This is a genomic window from Nocardioides sp. LMS-CY, from assembly GCF_018732145.1.
In the GTDB taxonomy this organism is placed as follows: Bacteria; Actinomycetota; Actinomycetes; order Propionibacteriales; family Nocardioidaceae; genus Nocardioides; species Nocardioides soli.
Genome location: NZ_CP076104.1, coordinates 3101818 through 3121070, shown reverse-complemented (window position 1 = coordinate 3121070; position 19253 = coordinate 3101818). Strand labels below are relative to the sequence as shown.

General features: G+C 74.0%; 20 protein-coding genes and 1 riboswitch. Of the genes, 16 read left to right on the top strand and 4 right to left on the bottom strand.

Annotated features, from left to right (window positions below; translation table 11 throughout):
* Positions 1 to 4 precede the first annotated feature (4 nt).
* The 4 genes from KM427_RS14955 to KM427_RS14940 are packed head-to-tail and all read left to right on the top strand — an operon-like array spanning position 5 to position 4876.
* Entirely contained in the window at positions 5 to 2029 is a 2025-nt protein-coding gene (locus KM427_RS14955) for a primosomal protein N' (protein ID WP_215524372.1), read from the top strand.
* A 47-nt stretch (positions 2030 to 2076) separates the two neighbouring features.
* Complete coding sequence (gene def, locus KM427_RS14950) at positions 2077 to 2622, top strand: peptide deformylase (RefSeq protein WP_183594287.1); 546 nt, start codon at positions 2077 to 2079, stop codon at positions 2620 to 2622.
* A 5-nt stretch (positions 2623 to 2627) separates the two neighbouring features.
* Positions 2628 to 3551, top strand: coding sequence for a methionyl-tRNA formyltransferase (gene fmt / locus KM427_RS14945; RefSeq protein WP_215524371.1), 924 nt, complete (start codon positions 2628 to 2630; stop codon positions 3549 to 3551).
* The gene (locus KM427_RS14940; RefSeq protein WP_215524370.1) at positions 3548 to 4876 is read left to right on the top strand and encodes an RsmB/NOP family class I SAM-dependent RNA methyltransferase; all 1329 of its coding nucleotides are present in this window, start codon (positions 3548 to 3550) and stop codon (positions 4874 to 4876) included. Before fmt ends, KM427_RS14940 begins: the two co-directional genes overlap by 4 nt.
* A 4-nt stretch (positions 4877 to 4880) precedes the next feature.
* Here the strand turns inward: KM427_RS14940 and KM427_RS14935 are convergent, their stop codons facing one another.
* From KM427_RS14935 to KM427_RS14925, 3 genes are read right to left on the bottom strand one after another with little or no spacing between them, the layout of a single operon-like run.
* Positions 4881 to 5516, bottom strand: a complete 636-nt coding sequence (locus tag KM427_RS14935) for a hypothetical protein (RefSeq protein WP_183594290.1) — start codon at positions 5514 to 5516, stop codon at positions 4881 to 4883.
* Positions 5513 to 6034: a SigE family RNA polymerase sigma factor gene (locus tag KM427_RS14930; protein ID WP_183594291.1), complete on the bottom strand. Its 522-nt coding sequence runs from the start codon at positions 6032 to 6034 to the stop codon at positions 5513 to 5515. The genes KM427_RS14935 and KM427_RS14930 overlap by 4 nt, the downstream gene beginning before the upstream one ends.
* Positions 6035 to 6083: 49 nt before the next feature.
* A complete protein-coding gene (locus tag KM427_RS14925) occupies positions 6084 to 6818 on the bottom strand; it encodes an AAA family ATPase (protein WP_215524369.1) in 735 nt (244 codons plus the stop codon).
* 39 nt (positions 6819 to 6857) lie between these two features.
* Between KM427_RS14925 and ligD the strand changes: the two genes are divergently transcribed.
* Complete coding sequence (gene ligD, locus KM427_RS14920; RefSeq protein ID WP_215524368.1) at positions 6858 to 7820, top strand: non-homologous end-joining DNA ligase; 963 nt, start codon at positions 6858 to 6860, stop codon at positions 7818 to 7820.
* Between the two features lie 326 nt (positions 7821 to 8146).
* Here ligD and KM427_RS14915 read toward each other — a convergent pair whose 3' ends face one another.
* Entirely contained in the window at positions 8147 to 8458 is a 312-nt protein-coding gene (locus tag KM427_RS14915) for an iron chaperone (RefSeq protein ID WP_183594294.1), read from the bottom strand.
* Positions 8459 to 8492: 34 nt separating this feature from the next.
* On the opposite strand from KM427_RS14915, the gene rpe reads away from it, so the two are divergent.
* The 11 genes from rpe (at position 8493) to KM427_RS14860 (ending at position 19169) form a co-directional block, all read left to right on the top strand.
* Positions 8493 to 9158: a ribulose-phosphate 3-epimerase gene (gene rpe, locus KM427_RS14910; RefSeq protein WP_252274547.1), complete on the top strand. Its 666-nt coding sequence runs from the start codon at positions 8493 to 8495 to the stop codon at positions 9156 to 9158.
* A 56-nt stretch (positions 9159 to 9214) separates the two neighbouring features.
* Positions 9215 to 10585, top strand: coding sequence for a 3' terminal RNA ribose 2'-O-methyltransferase Hen1 (locus KM427_RS14905; protein ID WP_215524367.1), 1371 nt, complete (start codon positions 9215 to 9217; stop codon positions 10583 to 10585).
* Positions 10578 to 13088 (top strand): polynucleotide kinase-phosphatase, encoded by a 2511-nt coding sequence (locus KM427_RS14900; RefSeq protein ID WP_215524366.1) that lies wholly within the window; start codon positions 10578 to 10580, stop codon positions 13086 to 13088. Before KM427_RS14905 ends, KM427_RS14900 begins: the two co-directional genes overlap by 8 nt.
* 61 nt (positions 13089 to 13149) lie before the next feature.
* Positions 13150 to 13295: riboswitch (FMN riboswitch) on the top strand.
* Positions 13296 to 13376: 81 nt separating this feature from the next.
* A complete protein-coding gene (gene ribD / locus KM427_RS14895; RefSeq protein ID WP_252274545.1) occupies positions 13377 to 14492 on the top strand; it encodes a bifunctional diaminohydroxyphosphoribosylaminopyrimidine deaminase/5-amino-6-(5-phosphoribosylamino)uracil reductase RibD in 1116 nt (371 codons plus the stop codon).
* A gap of 1 nt (position 14493) precedes the next feature.
* Positions 14494 to 15105, top strand: a complete 612-nt coding sequence (locus KM427_RS14890; RefSeq protein ID WP_183594298.1) for a riboflavin synthase — start codon at positions 14494 to 14496, stop codon at positions 15103 to 15105.
* Positions 15098 to 15787: a nicotinamide mononucleotide transporter family protein gene (locus KM427_RS14885; protein ID WP_215524365.1), complete on the top strand. Its 690-nt coding sequence runs from the start codon at positions 15098 to 15100 to the stop codon at positions 15785 to 15787. The genes KM427_RS14890 and KM427_RS14885 overlap by 8 nt, the downstream gene beginning before the upstream one ends.
* Positions 15784 to 17091: a bifunctional 3,4-dihydroxy-2-butanone-4-phosphate synthase/GTP cyclohydrolase II gene (locus tag KM427_RS14880; protein WP_215524364.1), complete on the top strand. Its 1308-nt coding sequence runs from the start codon at positions 15784 to 15786 to the stop codon at positions 17089 to 17091. The genes KM427_RS14885 and KM427_RS14880 overlap by 4 nt, the downstream gene beginning before the upstream one ends.
* 1 nt (position 17092) lies before the next feature.
* On the top strand, positions 17093 to 17575 hold the full coding sequence (ribH, locus tag KM427_RS14875; protein WP_215524363.1) for a 6,7-dimethyl-8-ribityllumazine synthase: 483 nt from the start codon (positions 17093 to 17095) through the stop codon (positions 17573 to 17575).
* A gap of 10 nt (positions 17576 to 17585) precedes the next feature.
* Positions 17586 to 17849, top strand: coding sequence for a phosphoribosyl-ATP diphosphatase (locus tag KM427_RS14870; protein ID WP_183594302.1), 264 nt, complete (start codon positions 17586 to 17588; stop codon positions 17847 to 17849).
* Positions 17850 to 17860: 11 nt separating this feature from the next.
* On the top strand, positions 17861 to 18709 hold the full coding sequence (gene hisG / locus KM427_RS14865) for an ATP phosphoribosyltransferase (RefSeq protein ID WP_183594303.1): 849 nt from the start codon (positions 17861 to 17863) through the stop codon (positions 18707 to 18709).
* Complete coding sequence (locus KM427_RS14860; protein ID WP_183594304.1) at positions 18693 to 19169, top strand: PH domain-containing protein; 477 nt, start codon at positions 18693 to 18695, stop codon at positions 19167 to 19169. Before hisG ends, KM427_RS14860 begins: the two co-directional genes overlap by 17 nt.
* Positions 19170 to 19253: the final 84 nt, after the last annotated feature.

Here is a 19253-nt window from a genome sequence, read left to right as displayed (position 1 = left end):
GGCCATGACGCCCGCGCCCGAGGAGCACCCCGAGCTGCTCCCCGGCCTGGTCCGGGCCTCGGTCCAGGCCTCGCGGTCCAAGGCCCGCGCCACCCGGGAGCGCCGGGCCGCGGAGGCGGAGCCCGCCGCGGTCGACCCGGTGGCCCGGGTGCTGGTCGACGTGCCGCTCGCCCATCTCGACCGCACCTTCGACTACGCCGTGCCGGCGGCGCTGGCCGACGACGCGGTGCCGGGCGCCCGGGTGAAGGTGCGGTTCGCCGGGCAGGACGCCGACGGCTTCGTGATCGCGCGCGGTCGCGAGAGCGACCATGCCGGTCGGCTGTCGCCGCTGCGCCGGGTGGTCAGCCCCGAGCCGGTGCTGCACCCGCAGATCGCGGCGCTGGCCGGCGAGCTGGCCGAGCGGTACGCCGGCACCCGCTCCGACGTGCTGCGGCTCGCGATCCCCAACCGACACGCGACCACCGAGAAGGAGCCGTCCCCGCCCGCCGGACCCTGGCACCACGACGCGGCCGCCGGCGCGCGCGCCTGGGAGGGCCACGAGCCGGGCCCAGCGTTCCTGCGCCACCTGAGCACGGGCGGCAGTCCTCGGGCGGTCTGGACGGCCGCGCCGGCGACCGACTGGCCGCTGCTCCTCGCGCACGCCGCCGCCGCGACGTACGCCGGTGGCCGGGGCGTCGTCATCTGCGTCCCCGACGGCAAGGACGTCGCGCGCCTCGACCGGGCGCTCACCGCGGTCCTCGGCGAGGGGCAGCACGTCACGCTGACCGCCGACTCCGGGCCCGCGCAGCGCTACCGCGACTTCCTCGCGATCAGCCGCGGTGCGCGCCGGGTGGTGGTCGGCACCCGCGCGGCGGCGTTCGCCCCCGTGCCCGACCTCGGCCTCGTCGCCATCTGGGACGACGGCGACGACCTGCACGCCGAGCCCCGCGCGCCGTACCCCCACACCCGCGAGACGCTGCTGCTGCGCGCGGAGCGGGCGGGGGCGGCGGCGCTGATCGGCGGATTCGTGCGCACGGTGGAGTCGGCCTACCTGCTCCGCACCGGGTGGGCGCAGGAGATCGCGGCCGACCGGGCGGAGGTACGCCGCCGGCTGACCGTCCAGGTCGCCGGCAACGAGACCGCCCGGTCCCATGGCGGCCGCATCCCGCGCGAGGTGCACCTCGCGGTCCGCGACGCCCTGGAGTCGGGGCCGGTGCTCGTGCAGACCCCACGACTCGGCTATGTCAACGTCCTGGCCTGCGAGCGCTGCCGCACGCCCGCGCGCTGCCAGGCCTGTCAGGGTCCGTTGGCGCTCACGGGTCCGGCGAGACCGCCGGCCTGCCGCTGGTGCGGCACGGCCGACGAGGCGTGGGCCTGCGGCGAGTGCGGTTACCGCGGCCTGCGGGCGCCGATCCTCGGTGACGCGCGCACGGCCGAGGAGCTGGGCCGCGCGCTGCCCAACACCCGCGTCCGCACCAGCTCGGGGGACACGGTGCTGGCCACGGTCTCGGCGGTCGAGCAGGTGGTGGTCGCGACCCCCGGCGCGGAGCCGGTCGCCGAGGGCGGGTACGCCGCCGTCGTGCTGCTCGACACCTGGCTCCTGCTCTCGCGCATCGACCTGCGCGCGGGCGAGGAGGCGCTGCGCCGGTGGGCGAACGCCGCCGCGCTGGTCCGGCCCGGCGGGCGGGTCGTCGCGGTGGGGGATCCCGCACACCCGACGCTGCAGGCGCTGGTGCGCTGGGACCCCGCCGGCCACGCCGACCGCGAGACCGAGGAGCGGCTCACCGCGCATCTGCCGCCGGCCAGCCGGCTGGCCACGATCACCGGCGAGCCCGGCGCGGTCGACGACGCGCTCACGCTGCTGGCCGCCCCGCCCGCGGCCGAGGTGCTCGGCCCGGTCGACCTGGCCGAGGGGGAGAGCCGGGTCGTCGTCCGCGTGCCCCGCGCCGAGGGCCTCGCGCTGTCCCGCGCGCTCGGCGAGCTCCAGCGGGTGCGCTCGGCGCGCAAGCTCGACGCCGTGCGCGTGCAGGTGGATCCGCCCACGCTGTGAATGCCTCACTAGACTTGGCGCTTCCGCCCGCACCACCGAGGAGATCCGTGGCCATCCAGCCGATCCGCCTGTTCGGCGACCCGGTCCTGCGCAAGCCCGCGATCGAGGTCGTCGACTTCGACAAGGAGCTCCGCCGCCTCGTCGAGGACCTCACCGACACCATGATGGGTGCGCCCGGGGCCGGCCTCGCCGCGCCGCAGATCGGCGTCGGGCTGCGCGTCTTCACCTGGTACGTCGACGGCGAGCTCGGCCACCTGGTCAACCCCCGGCTGACCCTGTCGGCGGAGACGCAGCACGGACCCGAGGGCTGCCTGTCGATCCCCGATCTCAGCTTCGACTGCACCCGGGCGCTGTCCGTGGTCGCCCACGGCTTCGACATGCACGGCGAGCCGGTCGTGATCGAGGGCTCCGAGCTGCTCGCCCGGGCGATCCAGCACGAGACCGACCACCTCGACGGCGTGCTGTTCGTCGACCGGCTCGACACCGACGCGCGCAAGGCGGCGATGCGGGCGATCCGCGAGGCGGAGTGGTTCGGGCTCGACCAGCCGACCGTCAAGGTCTCGCCGCACGCCACCAACGGACTGGGGTTCTGAGCCGCATGCGTGTCGTCTTCGCCGGCACCCCCGAGGTCGCCCTGCCCGCACTCGACGCCATCGCGGACTCGGCGCACGACCTGGTCGGCGTCGTCACCCGGCCCGACGCGCCCTCCGGGCGCGGCCGCCGGCTCACGCCGAGCCCGGTCGCCCAGCGGGCCGAGGAGCTCGGCGTACCCGTGCTGAAGCCGGAGCACCCGCGCGACCCCGACTTCCAGGACGCACTGCGCGCCCTGGAGCCCGACTGCTGCCCCGTGGTCGCCTACGGCGCGCTGCTGCCGCAGTCGGCGCTCGACATCCCGCCGCACGGGTGGGTCAACCTGCACTTCTCGGTGCTCCCGGCCTGGCGCGGCGCCGCCCCCGTGCAGCACGCGATCTGGGCGGGCGACGAGGTGACGGGCGCGACGGCGTTCCGGATCGTCAAGGAGCTCGACGCCGGACCCACCTTCGGCGTAATGACCGAGCGGATCCGGCCCGGAGACACCGCCGGCGACCTGCTCGGGCGGCTCGCCGAGGGCGGCGCCGGCCTGCTGGTGGCGACCCTCGACGGTCTCGACGACGGCTCGATCGAGGCCCGGCCGCAGCAGGTTGAGGGCGTCTCGCTCGCGCCCAAGATCACCGTCGAGGACGCCGAGGTCGACTGGGACCGGCCGAGCGTCGCCGTGGACCGGCAGATCCGTGCCTGCACCCCCACTCCCGGCGCCTGGACGACCTTCGGCGGCGAGCGGCTCAAGCTCGGCCCCGTGGCGCTCACCGAGGAGCGACTTCAGCCCGGGGCGCTCGAGGTCCGCAAGAGCGAGGTGCTCGTCGGCACCGGCACCCACGCCGTCCGGCTCGGTGACGTCAAGGCCTTCGGCAAGCGGCAGATGCCGGCCGCCGACTGGGCCCGGGGGCTCCGCCTGGAGAGCGGCGCGAGCCTCGGAACATGAGTCGTCGGGCGCGGGTCGACCCCGCACGGCTGGTCGCGTTCGAGGTGCTCAAGGCCGTACGCGTCGACGACGCCTACACCAACCTCGTGCTGCCCTCGCTGCTCAGGCGACACGGTCTGACCGGCCGGGACGCGGCGTTCGCCACCGAGCTCGCCTCGGGCACGATCCGGTGGCGCGGCCTGTACGACGCGGTGCTCGCCGCCTGCGTCGACCGGTCGCTGGCCAAGGTCGAGTCGAAGGTGCTCGACGCCCTGCGTCTCGGCACCCATCAGCTGCTCGCGATGCGGGTACCCTCGCACGCCGCGATCAGCACCACGGTCGACCTGGTGCGCGACCGCGTCGGCGCCGGGGCGGCGGGCTTCGCGAACGCCGTGCTGCGCCAGGTGTCGCAGCACGACCGCACGGCCTGGGTCGCCCGGGTCGCGCCCGATCCCGCGACCGCGTGGAGCCACCCCGGCTGGGTGGTCGACGAGCTGCGGGCCGCCCTCGGCGGCGACGAGGAGCTCGCGGCGCTGCTGGCCGCCGACAACGAGCCGCCCCGGGTCACGCTCGTGGCCCGGCCCGGACGAGCCGACCGCGGCGAGCTGCCGGGGGAGCCGACCGCGCTCTCGCCGTACGGCGTGGTGCTGGCCGGCGGCGACCCCGGCCAGGTGCCGGCGGTCGCCGACGGGCGCGCCGGCGTGCAGGACGAGGGCTCCCAGCTGGTGGCGATCGCCGCGGCGGCCGCGCCGGTCGCGGGACCGGACGCGCGCTGGCTCGACCTGTGTGCGGGCCCGGGCGGCAAGGCGGCGATGCTCGCCGCACTGGCCGCGGAGCGGGGGGCCTCGGTGGTCGCCTCGGAGCGGCAGCCGCACCGCGCCGGGCTGGTCCGCAACGCGCTCGCCGGCGCCGCCGGCGTGACGGGTGTGGTCGCAGCCGACGGCACCGCCGCGCCGTACCGGCCGGCGACGTTCGACCGGGTGCTCGTGGACGCCCCCTGCACCGGGCTCGGGGCGCTGCGGCGCCGGCCGGAGGCGCGCTGGCGCCGCCGACCCGCCGACCTCCCCGGGCTGGTCGAGCTCCAGCGGCGGCTGCTGACCGCCGCCGTCGAGCTGGCGCGCCCCGGCGGGGTCGTGCTCTACGCGACCTGCTCGCCGGTGCTCGCCGAGACCCGCGACGTCGTCCAGGCGGTGCTGGCCGCGCGCGACGACGTCGCCCTCGAGGACGCCGGCGATCTGCTGCCCCCGGTCGCCGACGCCGCCGGCCCGTTGCCGGGCACCGTGCAACTGTGGCCGCACCGGCACGCGACCGACGCGATGTTCCTGGCGCTGCTGCGCCGTCGGTGATCGGCTACCGCCTCCAGACCGGGTCGTAGCGCAGCGCGGCGGTCAGCTCGTCGACGATCCGCGGCGGCACCTCCGGGCCGGCCTGCACGGTCACGAAGTAGTTCTCGCCGGTGTGCACGACCTGGCTCGCGGGCCGGTCCGGGTCGCCCCCCGACCAGGAGGCGAGGTCCGACCGCGGCCGGACGTTCACGCTGAGGACGTAGCCCTCCTTGTGCGCCGAGAACTTGTCGTCGGCGGGCGTGCCGAGTCCCCAGCCGCTCGACGACGGGTCCACGTGCACGGGGAGGGCCTGGGCCAGCAGCTCCAGCTCGACGCTCCGCGAGGGCGGGTCGAGGCGCCCCAGCTTGTCGAGGGTCACGGTCTCGCCCGCCGGTGCCGAGGCGTCCGGCTGGGTGGCGAACCCGGGCGCCGAGCCCGCCGTCCCACCGCCGCCGAGCGCAGAGCCGACGATGCCGGCCATCGCGACGCTGACGGCCGCTACGCCGACGGACGCGGCGGCGGTACGACGACGTCGTAGCCTCGTGCCGGCGCGGGTGGAGACGCTGAGCAGCCGGTCGAGGTCGGGATGCTCGTCGGCGACACGGTCCCGCAGGGCGGTGCCGAGGCCGCCGGAGAGGTCGAAGGGAGCGTGATCGGTCATGAGGAGGTCCTCTCGGTCAGGTCGGCGTCGAGCAGCGGTCGCAGCCGCTGCAGCGCGCGCCGGGAACGGGTGCGGACGGCCGTCTCGGAGATGCCGAGGTCGTGGGCCGTGTCGGCCACGCTGCGGTCCTCCCAGTAGCGCAGCACCAGCACCGCCCGGTCGTGCGGCGACAGGGCGGCGAGCGCGTCGAGGAGGTCGAGGCGGGTCGTGGGGTCGACCGCGGGCACGGAGCGCCGGGTGGCCGGCTCCGACCCGAGGTGGGGGTCGGCCGGCAGCTCGCTGTTGCGGCGCAGCCGGCGGTGTGAGAAGTACGTGTTGAGCAGCGTCCGGCGCGCGTAGGCGAACGGGTCGTCGGCCCGCGAGACCCGCCGCCAGGAGGCGTAGACCCGGGCGTACGTCGACTGGGTCAGGTCCTCGGTCAGGTGATGGTCACCGGTGAGCAGCAGGGCCGCGCGGTGCAGCCGCGGCCCGGTCGCCCGCACGAACTCGGCGAACTCCTCGGCATCGTTCCTCGTCACACCCGATCAGACTCCTCGACCACCCGATTGCGTGACACCGGTCCTCGGGTCAGTCCAGGACGTGCCGGAGGTAGCGCTGCGGCGCCTCCAGGTAGGCGCGCCAGTGCTCGACCAGTTCGAGCTCCTGCCACGTCGTACGCCGCACGCCCCAGTCGCCCACCTCGAGGATCGTCGCCCCCGGCATCGCCGCCAACACCGGGGAGTGCGTGGCGCACAGCACCTGCCCACCGGACTCGACGACCCTGCCCAGCGCGCCGATCAACGCCAGCGTCGAGGAGAACGACAGGGCGGCCTCGGGCTCGTCGAGGCAGTAGAAGCCGGGGGAGTCGAAGCGGGTGCGCAGCACCTCCAAGAACGACTCGCCGTGGCTCATCTCGTGGTATCTCGGCCCGCGCGGGGCGCCCGGCGGCAGGCTCTGGCCAGCGTCCTCGTAGAAGGTGTACCAGCCGTGCATCGTCTCCGCGCGGAGGAAGAACCCCCACCGCGGTGCGCCCAGGCCCCGCTGCAGGCGAAGCGCGTCGCCCAGCGGGGACTCGCTCACCCGGGTCGAATGGTGTCCCTGGGCGGAGCCGCCCTCGGGCGACAGGCCGTACGCCGCGGCCACGGCCTCGACGATCGTCGACTTGCCCGACCCGTTCTCGCCGACCAGGAAGGTCACGACTGGCGACAGTTCCAGGCCCTCTCGGGCGAGCTGCGCGACCGCGGGGATCGTCATCGGCCACGTGTCGCGCGACAGGGACGACTCCACGTCAACCCGGACGACCGGGGGCTGGTCGAAGTCCATGTCCGAACCGTAGGCGGTGCCACGGCCTAGGGTGGCACCATGCCCTCCAAGCCGCCCGCGGTCGAGATCGAGGTCGACAACCGGGTGGTGCGGGTGACCAATCCCGATCGCGTCTACTTCCAGGAGAGTGGCGCCACCAAGCTGGACCTGGTCGAGTACTACCTCGCCGTGGGCCCGGGGATCGTCAACGCCCTGTGGGAGCGGCCCTGCATGCTGCACCGGTTCCCCAAGGGGCTGGCCGGCGACAAGGTGCACCAGAAGCGGCTGCCCGCCGGCGCGCCGCCGTGGGTCGAGACCGTCCGGCTGTTCTTCCCGCGCTGGTCGCGCACCGCCGACGAGCTCTGCGTCACCGAGCTCGGGTCGGTGATCTGGGCGGTGCAGATGTCGACCGTCGAGTTCCACCCCTGGAACAGCCGCCGCGAGGACACCGAGAAGCCCGACGAGTGGCGCATCGACCTCGACCCCGGTCCGCTCAGCGACTACGACCAGGTCCGGCGGGTCGCCCACGTCGCGCACGAGATCCTCGACGAGCTCGGCGCGGTCGGCTACCCTAAGACCAGCGGCAGCAAGGGCATGCACGTCTACGTGCGGATCCGGCCCGACCACGGCTTCAAGGAGGTACGCCGGGTCGCGCTCGCCTTCGCCCGCGAGGTGGAGCGCCGGGCCCCCGACGACGTCACCACGCTGTGGTGGAAGAAGGACCGCGACCCGCACCACCTCTTCGTGGACTACAACCAGAACGCGCGCGACCACACGATCGCCGCGGCGTACTCGGTGCGCGGCCTGCCCGACGCCCGGGTCTCCACGCCGATCCGCTGGGACGAGGTCGACGACGCCGACCCCCGCGACTTCACCATCTTCACCGTGCCCGACCGCTTCGCCGAGCTCGGCGACCTGCACGAGGACATCGACGACCACGTCTTCGACATCGCGCCGCTGCTGGAGTGGGCGGACCGCGACGAGGCGCAGGGCGCGGAGCCGCCGGCCGAGCCGGAGGAGTGAGTGGAGCGGTGGTTTCGAGGCTCAGGCGCCAGGGCGCCTTCGCACCTCAACCACCGTGCCGGTGGTTGAGGAGGTTGCGCTGGCAACCGTCTCGAAACCACGGTCCGGCCGCTCACGGGGGTTGAGGCTCAGGCGCCAGGGCGCCTTCGCACCTCAACCACCGTGCCGGTGGTTGAGGTGGTTGCGCTGGCGATCGTCTCGAAACCACGGTCCGGCCGCTCACGGGGGGTCGAGGCTCAGGCGCTAGGGCGCCTTCGCACCTCAACCACCGTGCCGGTGGTTGAGGTGGTTGCGCTGGCAACCGTCTCGAAACCACCGCCGCGTGATCAGCCGCTGATCTCGGCCATCCGCAGCCGCACCATCTCGGTGAGCACGTCGTCCGGTACCGGCTGGTCCGGCGTGCACTGCACCCCGCCCTTGGTGAGCGTGAAGCCGGCCAGCCGATCGCGGACCGCGTCGACCACCTCGGGGCTGAACGGATAGACCCCGACGTGCGCCGTGGCCCGATGGAGGCCGAGCAGCGGCTTGCCGCGCAGGCGCCAGGCGGGCATGCCGTACGACGTACCCTCCTCGGCGTCGGGCGCGACGCCCAGCACGAGGTCGCGGACGTGGTCGTGGAGCTCCTCGTAGGTGGCCACGGACCGACGCTAGCCGCTCACTAGACTCCGGCGCGTGACCCACATCCAGATCACGCCGAGCATCCTCAACGCCGACTTCGCCCGGCTCGGGGAGGAGGTCGCCCGGATCGGCAGCGCCGACTGGGTGCATGTCGACGTGATGGACAACCACTTCGTGCCGAACCTGACCTTCGGCCCCACCATGGTCGAGGCGCTGGCCCGCTCCACCGACCTCCCGCTCGACGCGCACCTGATGATCGAGGACGCCGACCGCGAGGCGCTGGCGTACGTCGACGCCGGCTGCGGCTCGGTCACCTTCCACGTCGAGGCCGCCAAGGCGCCGGTGCGGCTGGCCCGCGAGATCCGCGCCGCGGGTGCGCGCGCGTCCATGGCGCTCAAGCCGGCCACGCCGGTCGACCCCTACGAGGACCTGCTGCCCGAGCTCGACATGCTGCTGATCATGACCGTCGAGCCGGGCTTCGGCGGCCAGAAGCTCCTCGACCTGTGCCTGCCCAAGATCCGCCGCGCCCGCGAGCTGATGGCCAAGCACGGGGTCGAGACCTGGCTCCAGGTCGACGGCGGCGTCAGCCTCGAGACCATCGAGCGCTGCGCCGAGGCGGGCGCCGACGTGTTCGTCGCGGGCTCGGCGGTCTACTCCGCCGACGACCCCGACCGGATGATCGGCGAGCTGCGCGCGAAGGCGGCGTCGGCCGCGGGCTGAGGCGGCGACGCCGAAATCGAGGCGACGCGCCCGCTGCCGTTGGGCACACTGACCCGGTGCTCCTGACGATCTCCACCACCCACGTCCCGGCGACGGACCTGGGCTACCTCCTGCACAAGCACCCGGACCGCGTGCAGGAGTTCCGTCAGTCCTTCGGCACCGCCACCGTCCTCTACCCCGAGGCCACCGCCGAGCGCTGCACGGCAGCGCTGGTCCTCGACGTCGATCCCGTGCGCCTGGCCCGCTCGCGCACCAGGTCGCCCGACTTCAGCCTGGCGCAGTACGTCAACGACCGGTCGTACGCCGCCTCCTCGCTGCTCGGCGTCGCGCTCGCCGACGTGTTCAGCACCGCCCGCGCCGGCATCTGCACGAGCCGCCAGGAGCTCGCGGACACCCCGATCCCGCTGGAGCTGCGGATCCCGGTGCTGCCCTGCCGGGGCGGTGCCGAGGTCGCCCACCGGCTCTTCGAGCCGCTCGGGTGGAGCGTCGAGGCCGAGCCGATCCCGCTCGACGACGACCTCGGCTGGGGCGACTCCCGCTACGTGCGGCTGCAGCTGGCCGGCACGGTGCGACTCGCCGACGCGCTCAACCAGCTGCACGTGCTGCTGCCGGTGCTCGACGAGTCCAAGCACTACTGGCAGGCCGCCGACGAGGTGGACAAGCTGCTCCGCTCCGGCGGCTCCTGGCTCGTCGACCACCCCGAGCGCGAGCTGATCACCCGCCGCTACCTCGGCCACAGCCGCCGCCTCGCGGCCGACGCCCTGGGCCGGCTGGCCGAGATCGGCGACGACCCGGAGGCGGCCTTCGAGCCCCAGCCGGTCGTGCGGCCGGTGGCGCTCAATGTGCAGCGCCACGACGCCGTCCTCGCGGTGCTCGACGAGCTCGGTGCCCGCTCGGTCATCGACCTCGGCTGTGGCGGCGGTCGGCTGCTCCAGCGGCTCGTCGAGCGTCCCGCGCTCGACCGGATCGCCGGCGTCGACGTCTCGTCCTGGTCGCTGCGGATGGCCGGTCGCCGGCTGGGGATGGACCGGATGGGGGAGCGGCAGGCGGCGCGCATCACGCTCTTCCAGGGGGCGCTCACCTACACCGACGCGCGCTTCGCCGGGTACGACGCCGCCGTGCTGATGGAGGTCGTCGAGCACGTCGATCCCGAGCGGCTGCCGGCGTTCGAGCGGGTGGTCTTCGGGCGGGCCCGGCCCGGCGCGGTGGTCCTCACCACGCCCAACAGCGAGTACAACGACCTCTACGAGGGCCTCGTCGGCCCCCGCCACCCCGACCACCGGTTCGAGTGGGCCCGCGCCGAGTTCGCCGCCTGGTGCGACCGGGTGTGCGCCGAGCACGGCTACACCGTCGAGATCCGGGGGATCGGCGACGTCGACCCCGACCGCGGCGCGCCGACACAGCTGGGGGTGTTCCGCCGTGCGTGAGATCAACGTCCCCGCCCTCGGGCTGGTGCTGCTCGTCGGCGTGTCCGGCAGCGGCAAGTCGACGTTCGCGGCCCGGCACTTCCTGCCGACCCAGGTCGTCTCGAGCGACTTCTGCCGCGGTCTGGTCGCCGACGACGAGAACGACCAGGACGCGACGCCGGACGCGTTCGACGTCCTCAACTACATCGTCGCCACCCGGCTCCGGCGCGGCCTGCTGACCGTCGTCGACGCCACGAACGTCCAGCGCAACGCCCGCGCCGAGCTCGTCCGGCTAGCCAAGGCACACGACGTGCTCGTGGACGCGATCGTCCTCGACGTACCCGAGGCGGTCGCGATCGCCCGCAACGAGGCGCGCCCGGACCGGGCCTTCGGCGGCCACGTCGTCACCCGTCAGCAGCGCGACCTCCGCCGGTCGATGAAGGGACTGCGCCGCGAGGGATTCCGCAAGGTCCACGTGCTCGGGCCCGACGAGATCGACGACGTGACGATCGGCCGCGAGCGCTCCTGGAACGACCGGCGTGACCTCACCGGGCCGTTCGACGTGATCGGCGACGTGCACGGCTGCGCGTCGGAGCTGCGCACGCTGCTTGCCGACCTGGGCTGGGAGCTCGAGTACGACGAGCACGGACGCGCCGTCGGCGGTCGGCACCCGGAGGGCCGGACGGCGGTGTTCGTCGGCGACCTGGTCGACCGCGGCCCGGACACCCCGGGCGTGCTCCGACTGGTGATGGGCATGGTCGCCGCGGGCACCGCCCTCTGCGTGTCGGGCAACCACGAGGCGAAGCTGGTGCGTGCCCTGCGCGGCGCCGACGTGCGGCGCACCCACGGCCTCGCCGAGTCACTGGAGCAGCTGGCGGGGGAGAGCGAGGAGTTCCGGCAGGCCGCGCTGGGCTTCATGGACGGCCTGATCAGCCACTACGTCCTCGACGGCGGGCGTCTCGTCGTCGCGCACGCGGGCCTCAAGGAGGCCTATCACGGCCGCGCGTCCGGGCGGGTCCGGGCGTTCGCGCTGTACGGCGACACCACGGGCGAGACCGACGAGTTCGGGCTGCCGGTGCGCTACCCCTGGGCGCAGGAGTACCGCGGCTCCGCGACGGTCGTCTACGGCCACACGCCGGTCCCCGAGGCCGAGTGGGTCAACAACACGATCTGCCTCGACACCGGCGTCGTGTTCGGTGGCCACCTGACCGCGCTGCGCTACCCGTCCCGTGAGCTCGTGCAGGTGCCGGCGGAGCGGCAGTGGTTCGAGCCGGTGCGTCCGCTTGCCGCCCCGACGGCCGACCGCGAGGCCACCGCGCTCGACATCGAGGACGTCGCCGGCGACCGGTGGCACGACACCGAGCTCGGCGGCCGGGTGAAGGTGCCGGCGGAGAACGCCGCAGCGGCGCTGGAGGTGATGAGCCGCTTCGCGGTCGACCCGCGCTGGCTGGTCTACCTGCCGCCGACGATGGCGCCGGCGCCGACCGCGACCGTCGACGACCTGCTCGAGCACCCCGCGCAGGCGTTCGCCGACTACGCGAAGGCCGGCGTGCGCGCCGTCGTGTGCGAGGAGAAGCACATGGGCTCGCGGGCGATCGCGGTCCTCGCCCGCGACGCCGACGGCGCCGAGCGCCGGTTCGGGGTGGCCGACGGCACCACGGGCGCCGTCCACACCCGCACCGGCCGGGCCTTCTTCGCCGACCGCGCGGTGCAGGCCGCGCTCGTCGACCGCGTGCGCGACGCGATGGCACCGCTCTTCGACGAGCTCGACAGCGACTGGCTGGTGCTCGACTGCGAGCTGCTGCCCTGGTCGGCCAAGGCGCGGGGGCTGATCGAGGAGCAGTACGCCGCGGTCGGCACGGCCGCGCTGCACGCGCTGCCCGCGCTCGCCGACGTGCTCGCGACGGCGGGCACCCGGGGACTGGACGTCGGGGCCCTGGCTCGGCGTACCGACCGCCGGCTCGCCAACGCGCGGGCCTTCCGCGACGCCTACGTGGCCTACGTGCGCCCGACCGACGGGCTCGACGGCGTGACGCTGGCGCCGTTCCAGGTGCTGGCCGCCGAGGGCCGGCTGCTCGCCGTCGAGGAGCCGCACCCGTGGCACCTCGAGCGCCTCGGCAGGCTCACCTCGCCGCTGCTCACGCCCACCCGGCACCGCCACGTCGACCTCTCGTCGGCGGCCGACCGCGACGCCGCGACCCGGTGGTGGACCGAGCTCACCGGCGCCGGCGGCGAGGGCATGGTCGTGAAGCCGGCCCACCCGGTCGGCCGGGGCGTGCAGCCCGGGCTGAAGGTGCGCGGGCCGGAGTACCTCCGGATCGTCTACGGCCCCGACTACCGCGACGCGGTCGACGAGCTGCGCAACCGCAACCTCGCCCGCAAGCGGGGCCTCGCCGAGCGCGAGCACGCCCTCGGGATCGAGGCGCTGCGCCGGTTCGTCGGGGGCGAGCCGCTGTGGCGCGTCCACGAGGCGGTGTTCGGCGTCCTCGCCCTGGAGTCGGAGCCGGTCGACCCGCGACTGTGACGGGACCCACGCGGCCGCGTCGGGCGTGCTGTGGCACACTCGACCCGACGAGTTCTCGAACTCGCGTGCTCTGGGGTCGGTGAAATTCCGAGCCGGCGGTGACTGGCCGAGAGGCCGGAAGTCCGCGACCCGGTCACAGCCAGTGACCGGTTGACCAGGTGGAACTCCTGGACCGACGGTCAAAGTCCGGATGGGAAGCGCACGCTGGGTGGGGCCCGTCGAGCCGCGCGCTCGACCTCCACCCGTCAGCCCCGGAGTCCGCGACCGGACACGAGGGGCAGGACGACGATGAGCGGGCGCTTCACCGCAGCCGAGCGGGCCGCCATGCGGCGCGCTCTCGAGCTCGCGGCCACCCCGGGCGTCCCGCTGGGGCCCAATCCCCGGGTCGGCTGCGTGCTCGTCGACGAGCACGGCGAGACCGTCGCCGAGGGTCACCACCGCGGCGCCGGCACCCCGCACGCCGAGGCCGACGCGCTGGCCCGCGCGGGTGGCCGGGCCCGGGGCGCGACCGCGGTGGTGACGCTCGAGCCGTGCAACCACCACGGCCGCACCGGCCCGTGCGCAGAGGCGCTCGCCGAGGCCGGCGTACGTCGGGTGGTCTTCGCCCAGCCCGACCCGAACCCCGTCGCGGCCGGCGGCGCCGAGACGCTGCGCGCCGCCGGGGTCGAGGTCGAGTCGGGACTTCTGGCGGTCGAGTCGGGACTTCTGAACCGCGCCTGGGCCTTCGGCGTCGAGCACGGCCGGCCCTTCGTCACCTGGAAGTTCGCGACCACGCTCGACGGCCGCAGCGCCGCCGCCGACGGCACCAGCCGCTGGGTGAGCTCGCGGGCCGCGCGCCTCGACACCCACCGCCTTCGCGCGCTGTGCGACGTGATGCTGGTCGGCAGCAACACCGTCGCGGTCGACGACCCGCTGCTCACCGTGCGCGACGAGCACGACCGGCCGCTCGACCACCAGCCGCTGCGGGTCGTCATGGGGGAGCGCGAGCTCGACCCCGCCCGCCGGATCTTCAACGCCCGGTATTCGCAGGGTGCGGCGAGCCTCCACCTGCGCACCCGCGACCCGAGGGTCGCCCTCGAGCAGCTCTACGCCCGCGACCGCCAGCACGTCTTCCTCGAGGGCGGCCCGACGCTGGCGGCGGCGTTCCTGCGCGCCGGCCTCGTCGACGAGATCGTCGTCTACGTCGCGCCGATGCTGCTCGGCGCCGGACGCAGCGCCGTCGCCGACCTCGGAATCACCACGATCGCGGACGCGTTCCGTCCCCGCGTCGTCGACATCACCGTGCTCGACGGCGTCGACGGCGAGCAGCCCAACGTGCGGGTCACCCTGGCCCCCACCCGCACGGTGGTTGAGGAGGTTGCGCAGCAACCGTCTCGAAACCCCGTGCCCCGAGAGGAGACCTGACATGTTCACCGGAATCGTCGAGGAGCTCGGCACCGTCGCCGCGGTCGAGGACCAGGGCGACGCGATCCGACTCGGCATCCGCGCGACCACCGTGCTCGAGGACGTCGGCCTCGGCGACTCGATCGCCGTCAACGGCTGCTGCCTGACGGTCACGACCGTCGACGGCGAGGTCTGGACCGCCGACGTGATGCAGGAGACGCTCGACAAGACCAGCCTGTACGGCGTACGCCCCGGCGACCGGGTCAACCTCGAGCGCGCGGTCACCGCCGACAAGCGTCTCGGCGGCCACATCGTGCAGGGCCACGTCGACGGCGTCGGCGAGGTCGTGAGCCGCACCCCCAGCGAGCACTGGGAGGTCGTCGAGATCTCGATGCCGACGGCGCTGAGCCGCTACCTGGTCGACAAGGGATCGATCACCGTCGACGGCGTCAGCCTCACGGTCGTCGAGGCCGGCGACGACCGGTTCACGATCAGCCTGATCCCCGAGACACTGGCCCGCACCACGCTCGGCACCCGCCGGCCCGGCGACCGGGTCAACCTCGAGGTCGACGTGATCGCGAAGTACGTCGAGCGGCTGCTGCCCTACTCCGGCACGGGCGCCTCCGATGCTTGACCAGGGCCTCGACTGGCTGCTGCACGGCACGATCGCCGTCGGCGGCGGGTACCTGTCGGTGCGCGAGGTGGTCGGCAACGGGTTCGGGCTCGCGAGCGCCCTGCTCGGCATGCGGCGGCTGGTCTGGGCCTGGCCGGTCGGCCTGGTGGGCAACGTGCTGCTCTTCACCGTGTTCGTCAGCGGCGAGCTCAGCGGCGCGGTGACCGAGCCGCTGTGGGGCCAGGCCGGGCGGCAGGTCATGTTCGCCGCCGTCAGCGCCTACGGCTGGTGGCGCTGGCAGCACTCGCGCGGCGCCGCCGACGGTGGCGCGATCACCCCGCGCTGGGCGAGCGGCGGGGAGCGGCTGCTGCTCGCCGGCCTGGCGGTGGTCGGGTACGCCCTGGCCTACGAGGTGCTCCAGCACATCGGCTCCTGGGGTCCCGGCACCGAGGCGTGGATCCTGACCGGGTCGCTGCTCGCGACCTACGGCATGGCCCGCGGCTGGGTGGAGTTCTGGCTGGTCTGGATCGCGGTGGACGTCGTCGGCGTCACCACGCTGATCCAGGCGGGCTACTACCCGACGGCCGCGATGTACCTGTTCTACGGCGGCTTCTGCGTCGCCGGATTCCTGACCTGGTGGCGCGTGCAGCGCCGCACGGTCGCGACGGCGGCACCGACCGCTCACGAAGGAGCAGCAGCATGAAGCACGAGGTCCAGCACGAGGGGATCCGGCTCGACACCATCGAGCGCGCGATCGCCGACATCGCCGCCGGCAAGGCCGTCATCGTCGTCGACGACGAGACCCGGGAGAACGAGGGCGACATCATCTTCGCGGCCAGCAAGGCCACGCCGGAGCTGATGGCGTTCACGATCCGGCACAGCAGCGGCGTGATCTGCGTGCCGATGCCGGCCGACATGCTCGACCGTCTCGAGATCCCGCTGATGACGCCGCACAACAAGGACCGGATGCGCACGGCGTACACGATCTCCGTCGATGCCCGCGACGGCGTGAGCACCGGCATCTCGGCGGCCGACCGGGCCCACACCGCTCGGGTGCTGGCCGACTCCGCCACGGAGCCGTGGGAGATCACCCGGCCGGGCCACGTGTTCCCGCTGCGCTACCGCGAGGGCGGCGTGCTGGTGCGCCGCGGCCACACCGAGGCCGCGGTCGACCTCGCGCGGCTGGCGGGCCTCACCCCCGCCGGCGTGCTGGTCGAGGTCGTCAACGACGACGGCACCATGAAGCGCGCGCCCGAGCTGCGTGAGTTCGCCGACGAGCACGACCTCGCGATGATCTCGATCGACGACCTGGTCCGCTACCGGCGTCGCCACGAGAACCTGGTCGAGCGGGTCGCCGAGACCCGACTGCCCACCCGGCACGGCGACTTCGCCGCCTACGGCTACCGGATCACCGTCGACGACTCCGAGCACATCGCGCTCGTGTACGGCGACGTCTCTCCCGGATCCGGGGGAGGCGACCAGCCCGTTCTGACGCGGGTCCACTCCGAGTGCCTGACCGGCGACGTCTTCGGCAGCCGCCGCTGCGACTGTGGGCCGCAGCTGGAGGAGGCCCTGGAGCGGATCGTGGCGGAGGGTCGCGGCGTCGTGGTCTACCTGCGCGGCCACGAGGGCCGGGGGATCGGCCTGGTCGCCAAGCTGCAGGCCTACCAGCTGCAGGACGGCGGCCGCGACACCGTCGACGCCAACCTCGACCTGGGGTTGCCCGCCGACGCCCGGCACTACGGCACCGCGACCCAGGTGCTCCGCGACCTCGGCGTCACCAGCGTGCGGCTGCTCACCAACAACCCCGACAAGGTCGAGAACCTCGAGGACTTCGGGATCCACGTCGCCGCCCGGGTGCCGCTGACGCCGCACCCGAACGACCACAACATCGCCTACCTGCTGACCAAGCGCGACCGGATGGGCCACGACCTGCCGGACCTCGACGCCGACGTGAGCCCAGACGTGACCCCAGACCTGACCCCAGACCTGAAGGACGGAGCCTGACATGGCCGGAGACGGAGCCCCCGAGAGCGAGACCTTCGACGCGAGCGGCCTGCGGGTCGCGATCGTCGCCGCGAGCTGGCACACCCAGGTCATGGACGGGCTGATCGCCGGCGCCGGGCGAGCCCTCGCCGACTTCGGCACGACCGCCACCACGGTCCGGGTGCCCGGCACCTTCGAGCTCCCGGTCGTCGCCTCGGCCCTCGCCCGACAGGGGTACGACGCGGTCGTCGCCCTCGGCGTCGTGATCCGCGGCGGCACGCCGCACTTCGAGTACGTCTGCAACGCCGCCACCGACGGCCTGACCCGGGTCGCGCTCGACCACACGGTCGCGGTCGGCTTCGGCGTACTCACGTGCGACAACGACGCCCAGGCGCTGGACCGCGCGGGTCTGGCGCACTCGCGGGAGGACAAGGGCTACGAGGCGACGTCCGCCGCCCTGCTCACCGCACGGACCCTGGCGGAGGTCGGCCGGGCCACGCCGTAGGGTTGAGCCCGTGAAGACGTTCGACGAGCTCTGGACCGAGCTGAGCGAGAAGGCGCGGTCCCGACCCGAGGGATCCGGCACCGTGCGACAGCTCGACGCCGGCGTCCATGCGATCGGGAAGAAGCTGGTCGAGGAGGCCGCCGAGTCCTGGATGGCGGCCGAGCACGAGGGCCGCGACCGGGCGGCGGAGGAGATCAGCCAGCTCCTCTACCACGCCCAGGTCCTGATGCTGGCGACCGGCATCGAGCTCGACGACGTCTACGCACACCTGTGAGGTCCACCCCCATGTCTCTGTTGAGAATCGCCGTCCCCAACAAGGGATCGCTGGCCCAGTCGGCCGCGGAGATCCTCCGCGAGTCGGGCTACCGCCAGCGCGACGACGCCAAGCAGCTCACGCTGACCGACAGCGAGAACGGCGTCGAGTTCTTCTACCTGCGCCCCCGAGACATCGCGCTGTACGTCGGCGAGGGCACCCTCGACGTCGGCATCACCGGTCGCGACCTGCTCGCCGACTCCGGAGCGAAGGTGGAGGAGGTGACGGGCCTCGGCTTCGGCCGCAGCCGGTTCCGCTTCGCCGGGCCGAGGGGCGTCTACTCCGACATCTCCCAGCTCGCCGGGGCCCGCATCGCCACGTCGTACGTCGGCGTGATGCGGGCGTTCCTCGAGGAGCGGTCGATCGACGCGACCGTGGTCCGGCTCGACGGGGCCGTCGAGACCAGCATCCAGCTCGGCGTCGCCGACGTGATCGCCGACGTGGTCGAGACCGGCGGCACGCTGCGCCAGGCCGGCCTGGAGGTCTTCGGCGAGACGATCCTCGAGTCCGAGGCGGTGCTGGTCACGCGCACGGGCGCGGTCCCGGACGGCTTCGAGGTCTTCCGGCGGCGCGTCGAGGGCGTGCTCGTCGCGCGCAGCTACGTGATGATGGACTACGACATCCCCACCGACCGGGTCGAGGACGCGGTGCGGCTGACGCCGGGCATCGAGAGCCCCACGGTCGCGCCGCTTCATCGCGACGGGTGGTCGGCCGTGCGGGCGATGGTCCCGCGCGACGGCGCCCAGAAGCTGATGGACGAGCTCTACGGGATCGGCGCCCGCGGCATCCTGCTCACGGACATCCATGCCTGCCGCCTCTGACCCCTCCTCGCCGGCGCCGCCGTCGATGACGCTGCCGCACACGTGGCGGCCGTTCGGCGTCCGGATCGCCAGCATCGTGCTGGGCATCGGCCTGATCGCGGTGTGCGCGCTCGCCTGGATCGGCTTCGACGACGAGACCCGGGCCCGGTTCACGACCTTCCAGCGGCTCACCGTGATCGGGATGGGCCTGCTGGCGTTCGCGGTGTGGTTCCCGCTGGTGCGCTCGCGCGTCGTCGCCGAGCCCGACCGGCTGGTCGTCGTCAACGGTTACCGCCGCCGCGAGTACGCCTGGGCGCAGATCGTCGGCGTGCACCTGCCGCCCGGCGCCCCGTGGGTGACCCTCGACCTCGCCGACGGCAGCACCGCCACCGCGATGGGCATCCAGGGCTCCGACGGCAGTCGCGCGCGACAGGCCGTCCGCGAGCTGCGCCGGACGGTGGAGCAGCAGACACCGGACTGACCGCGAGTCGGCGCTGGGTGACCCGGCGTTCGAGGGACCGTGGGGCGCGGCCGCGCGCATCGATCACACCAGGTCGCGCCGGCT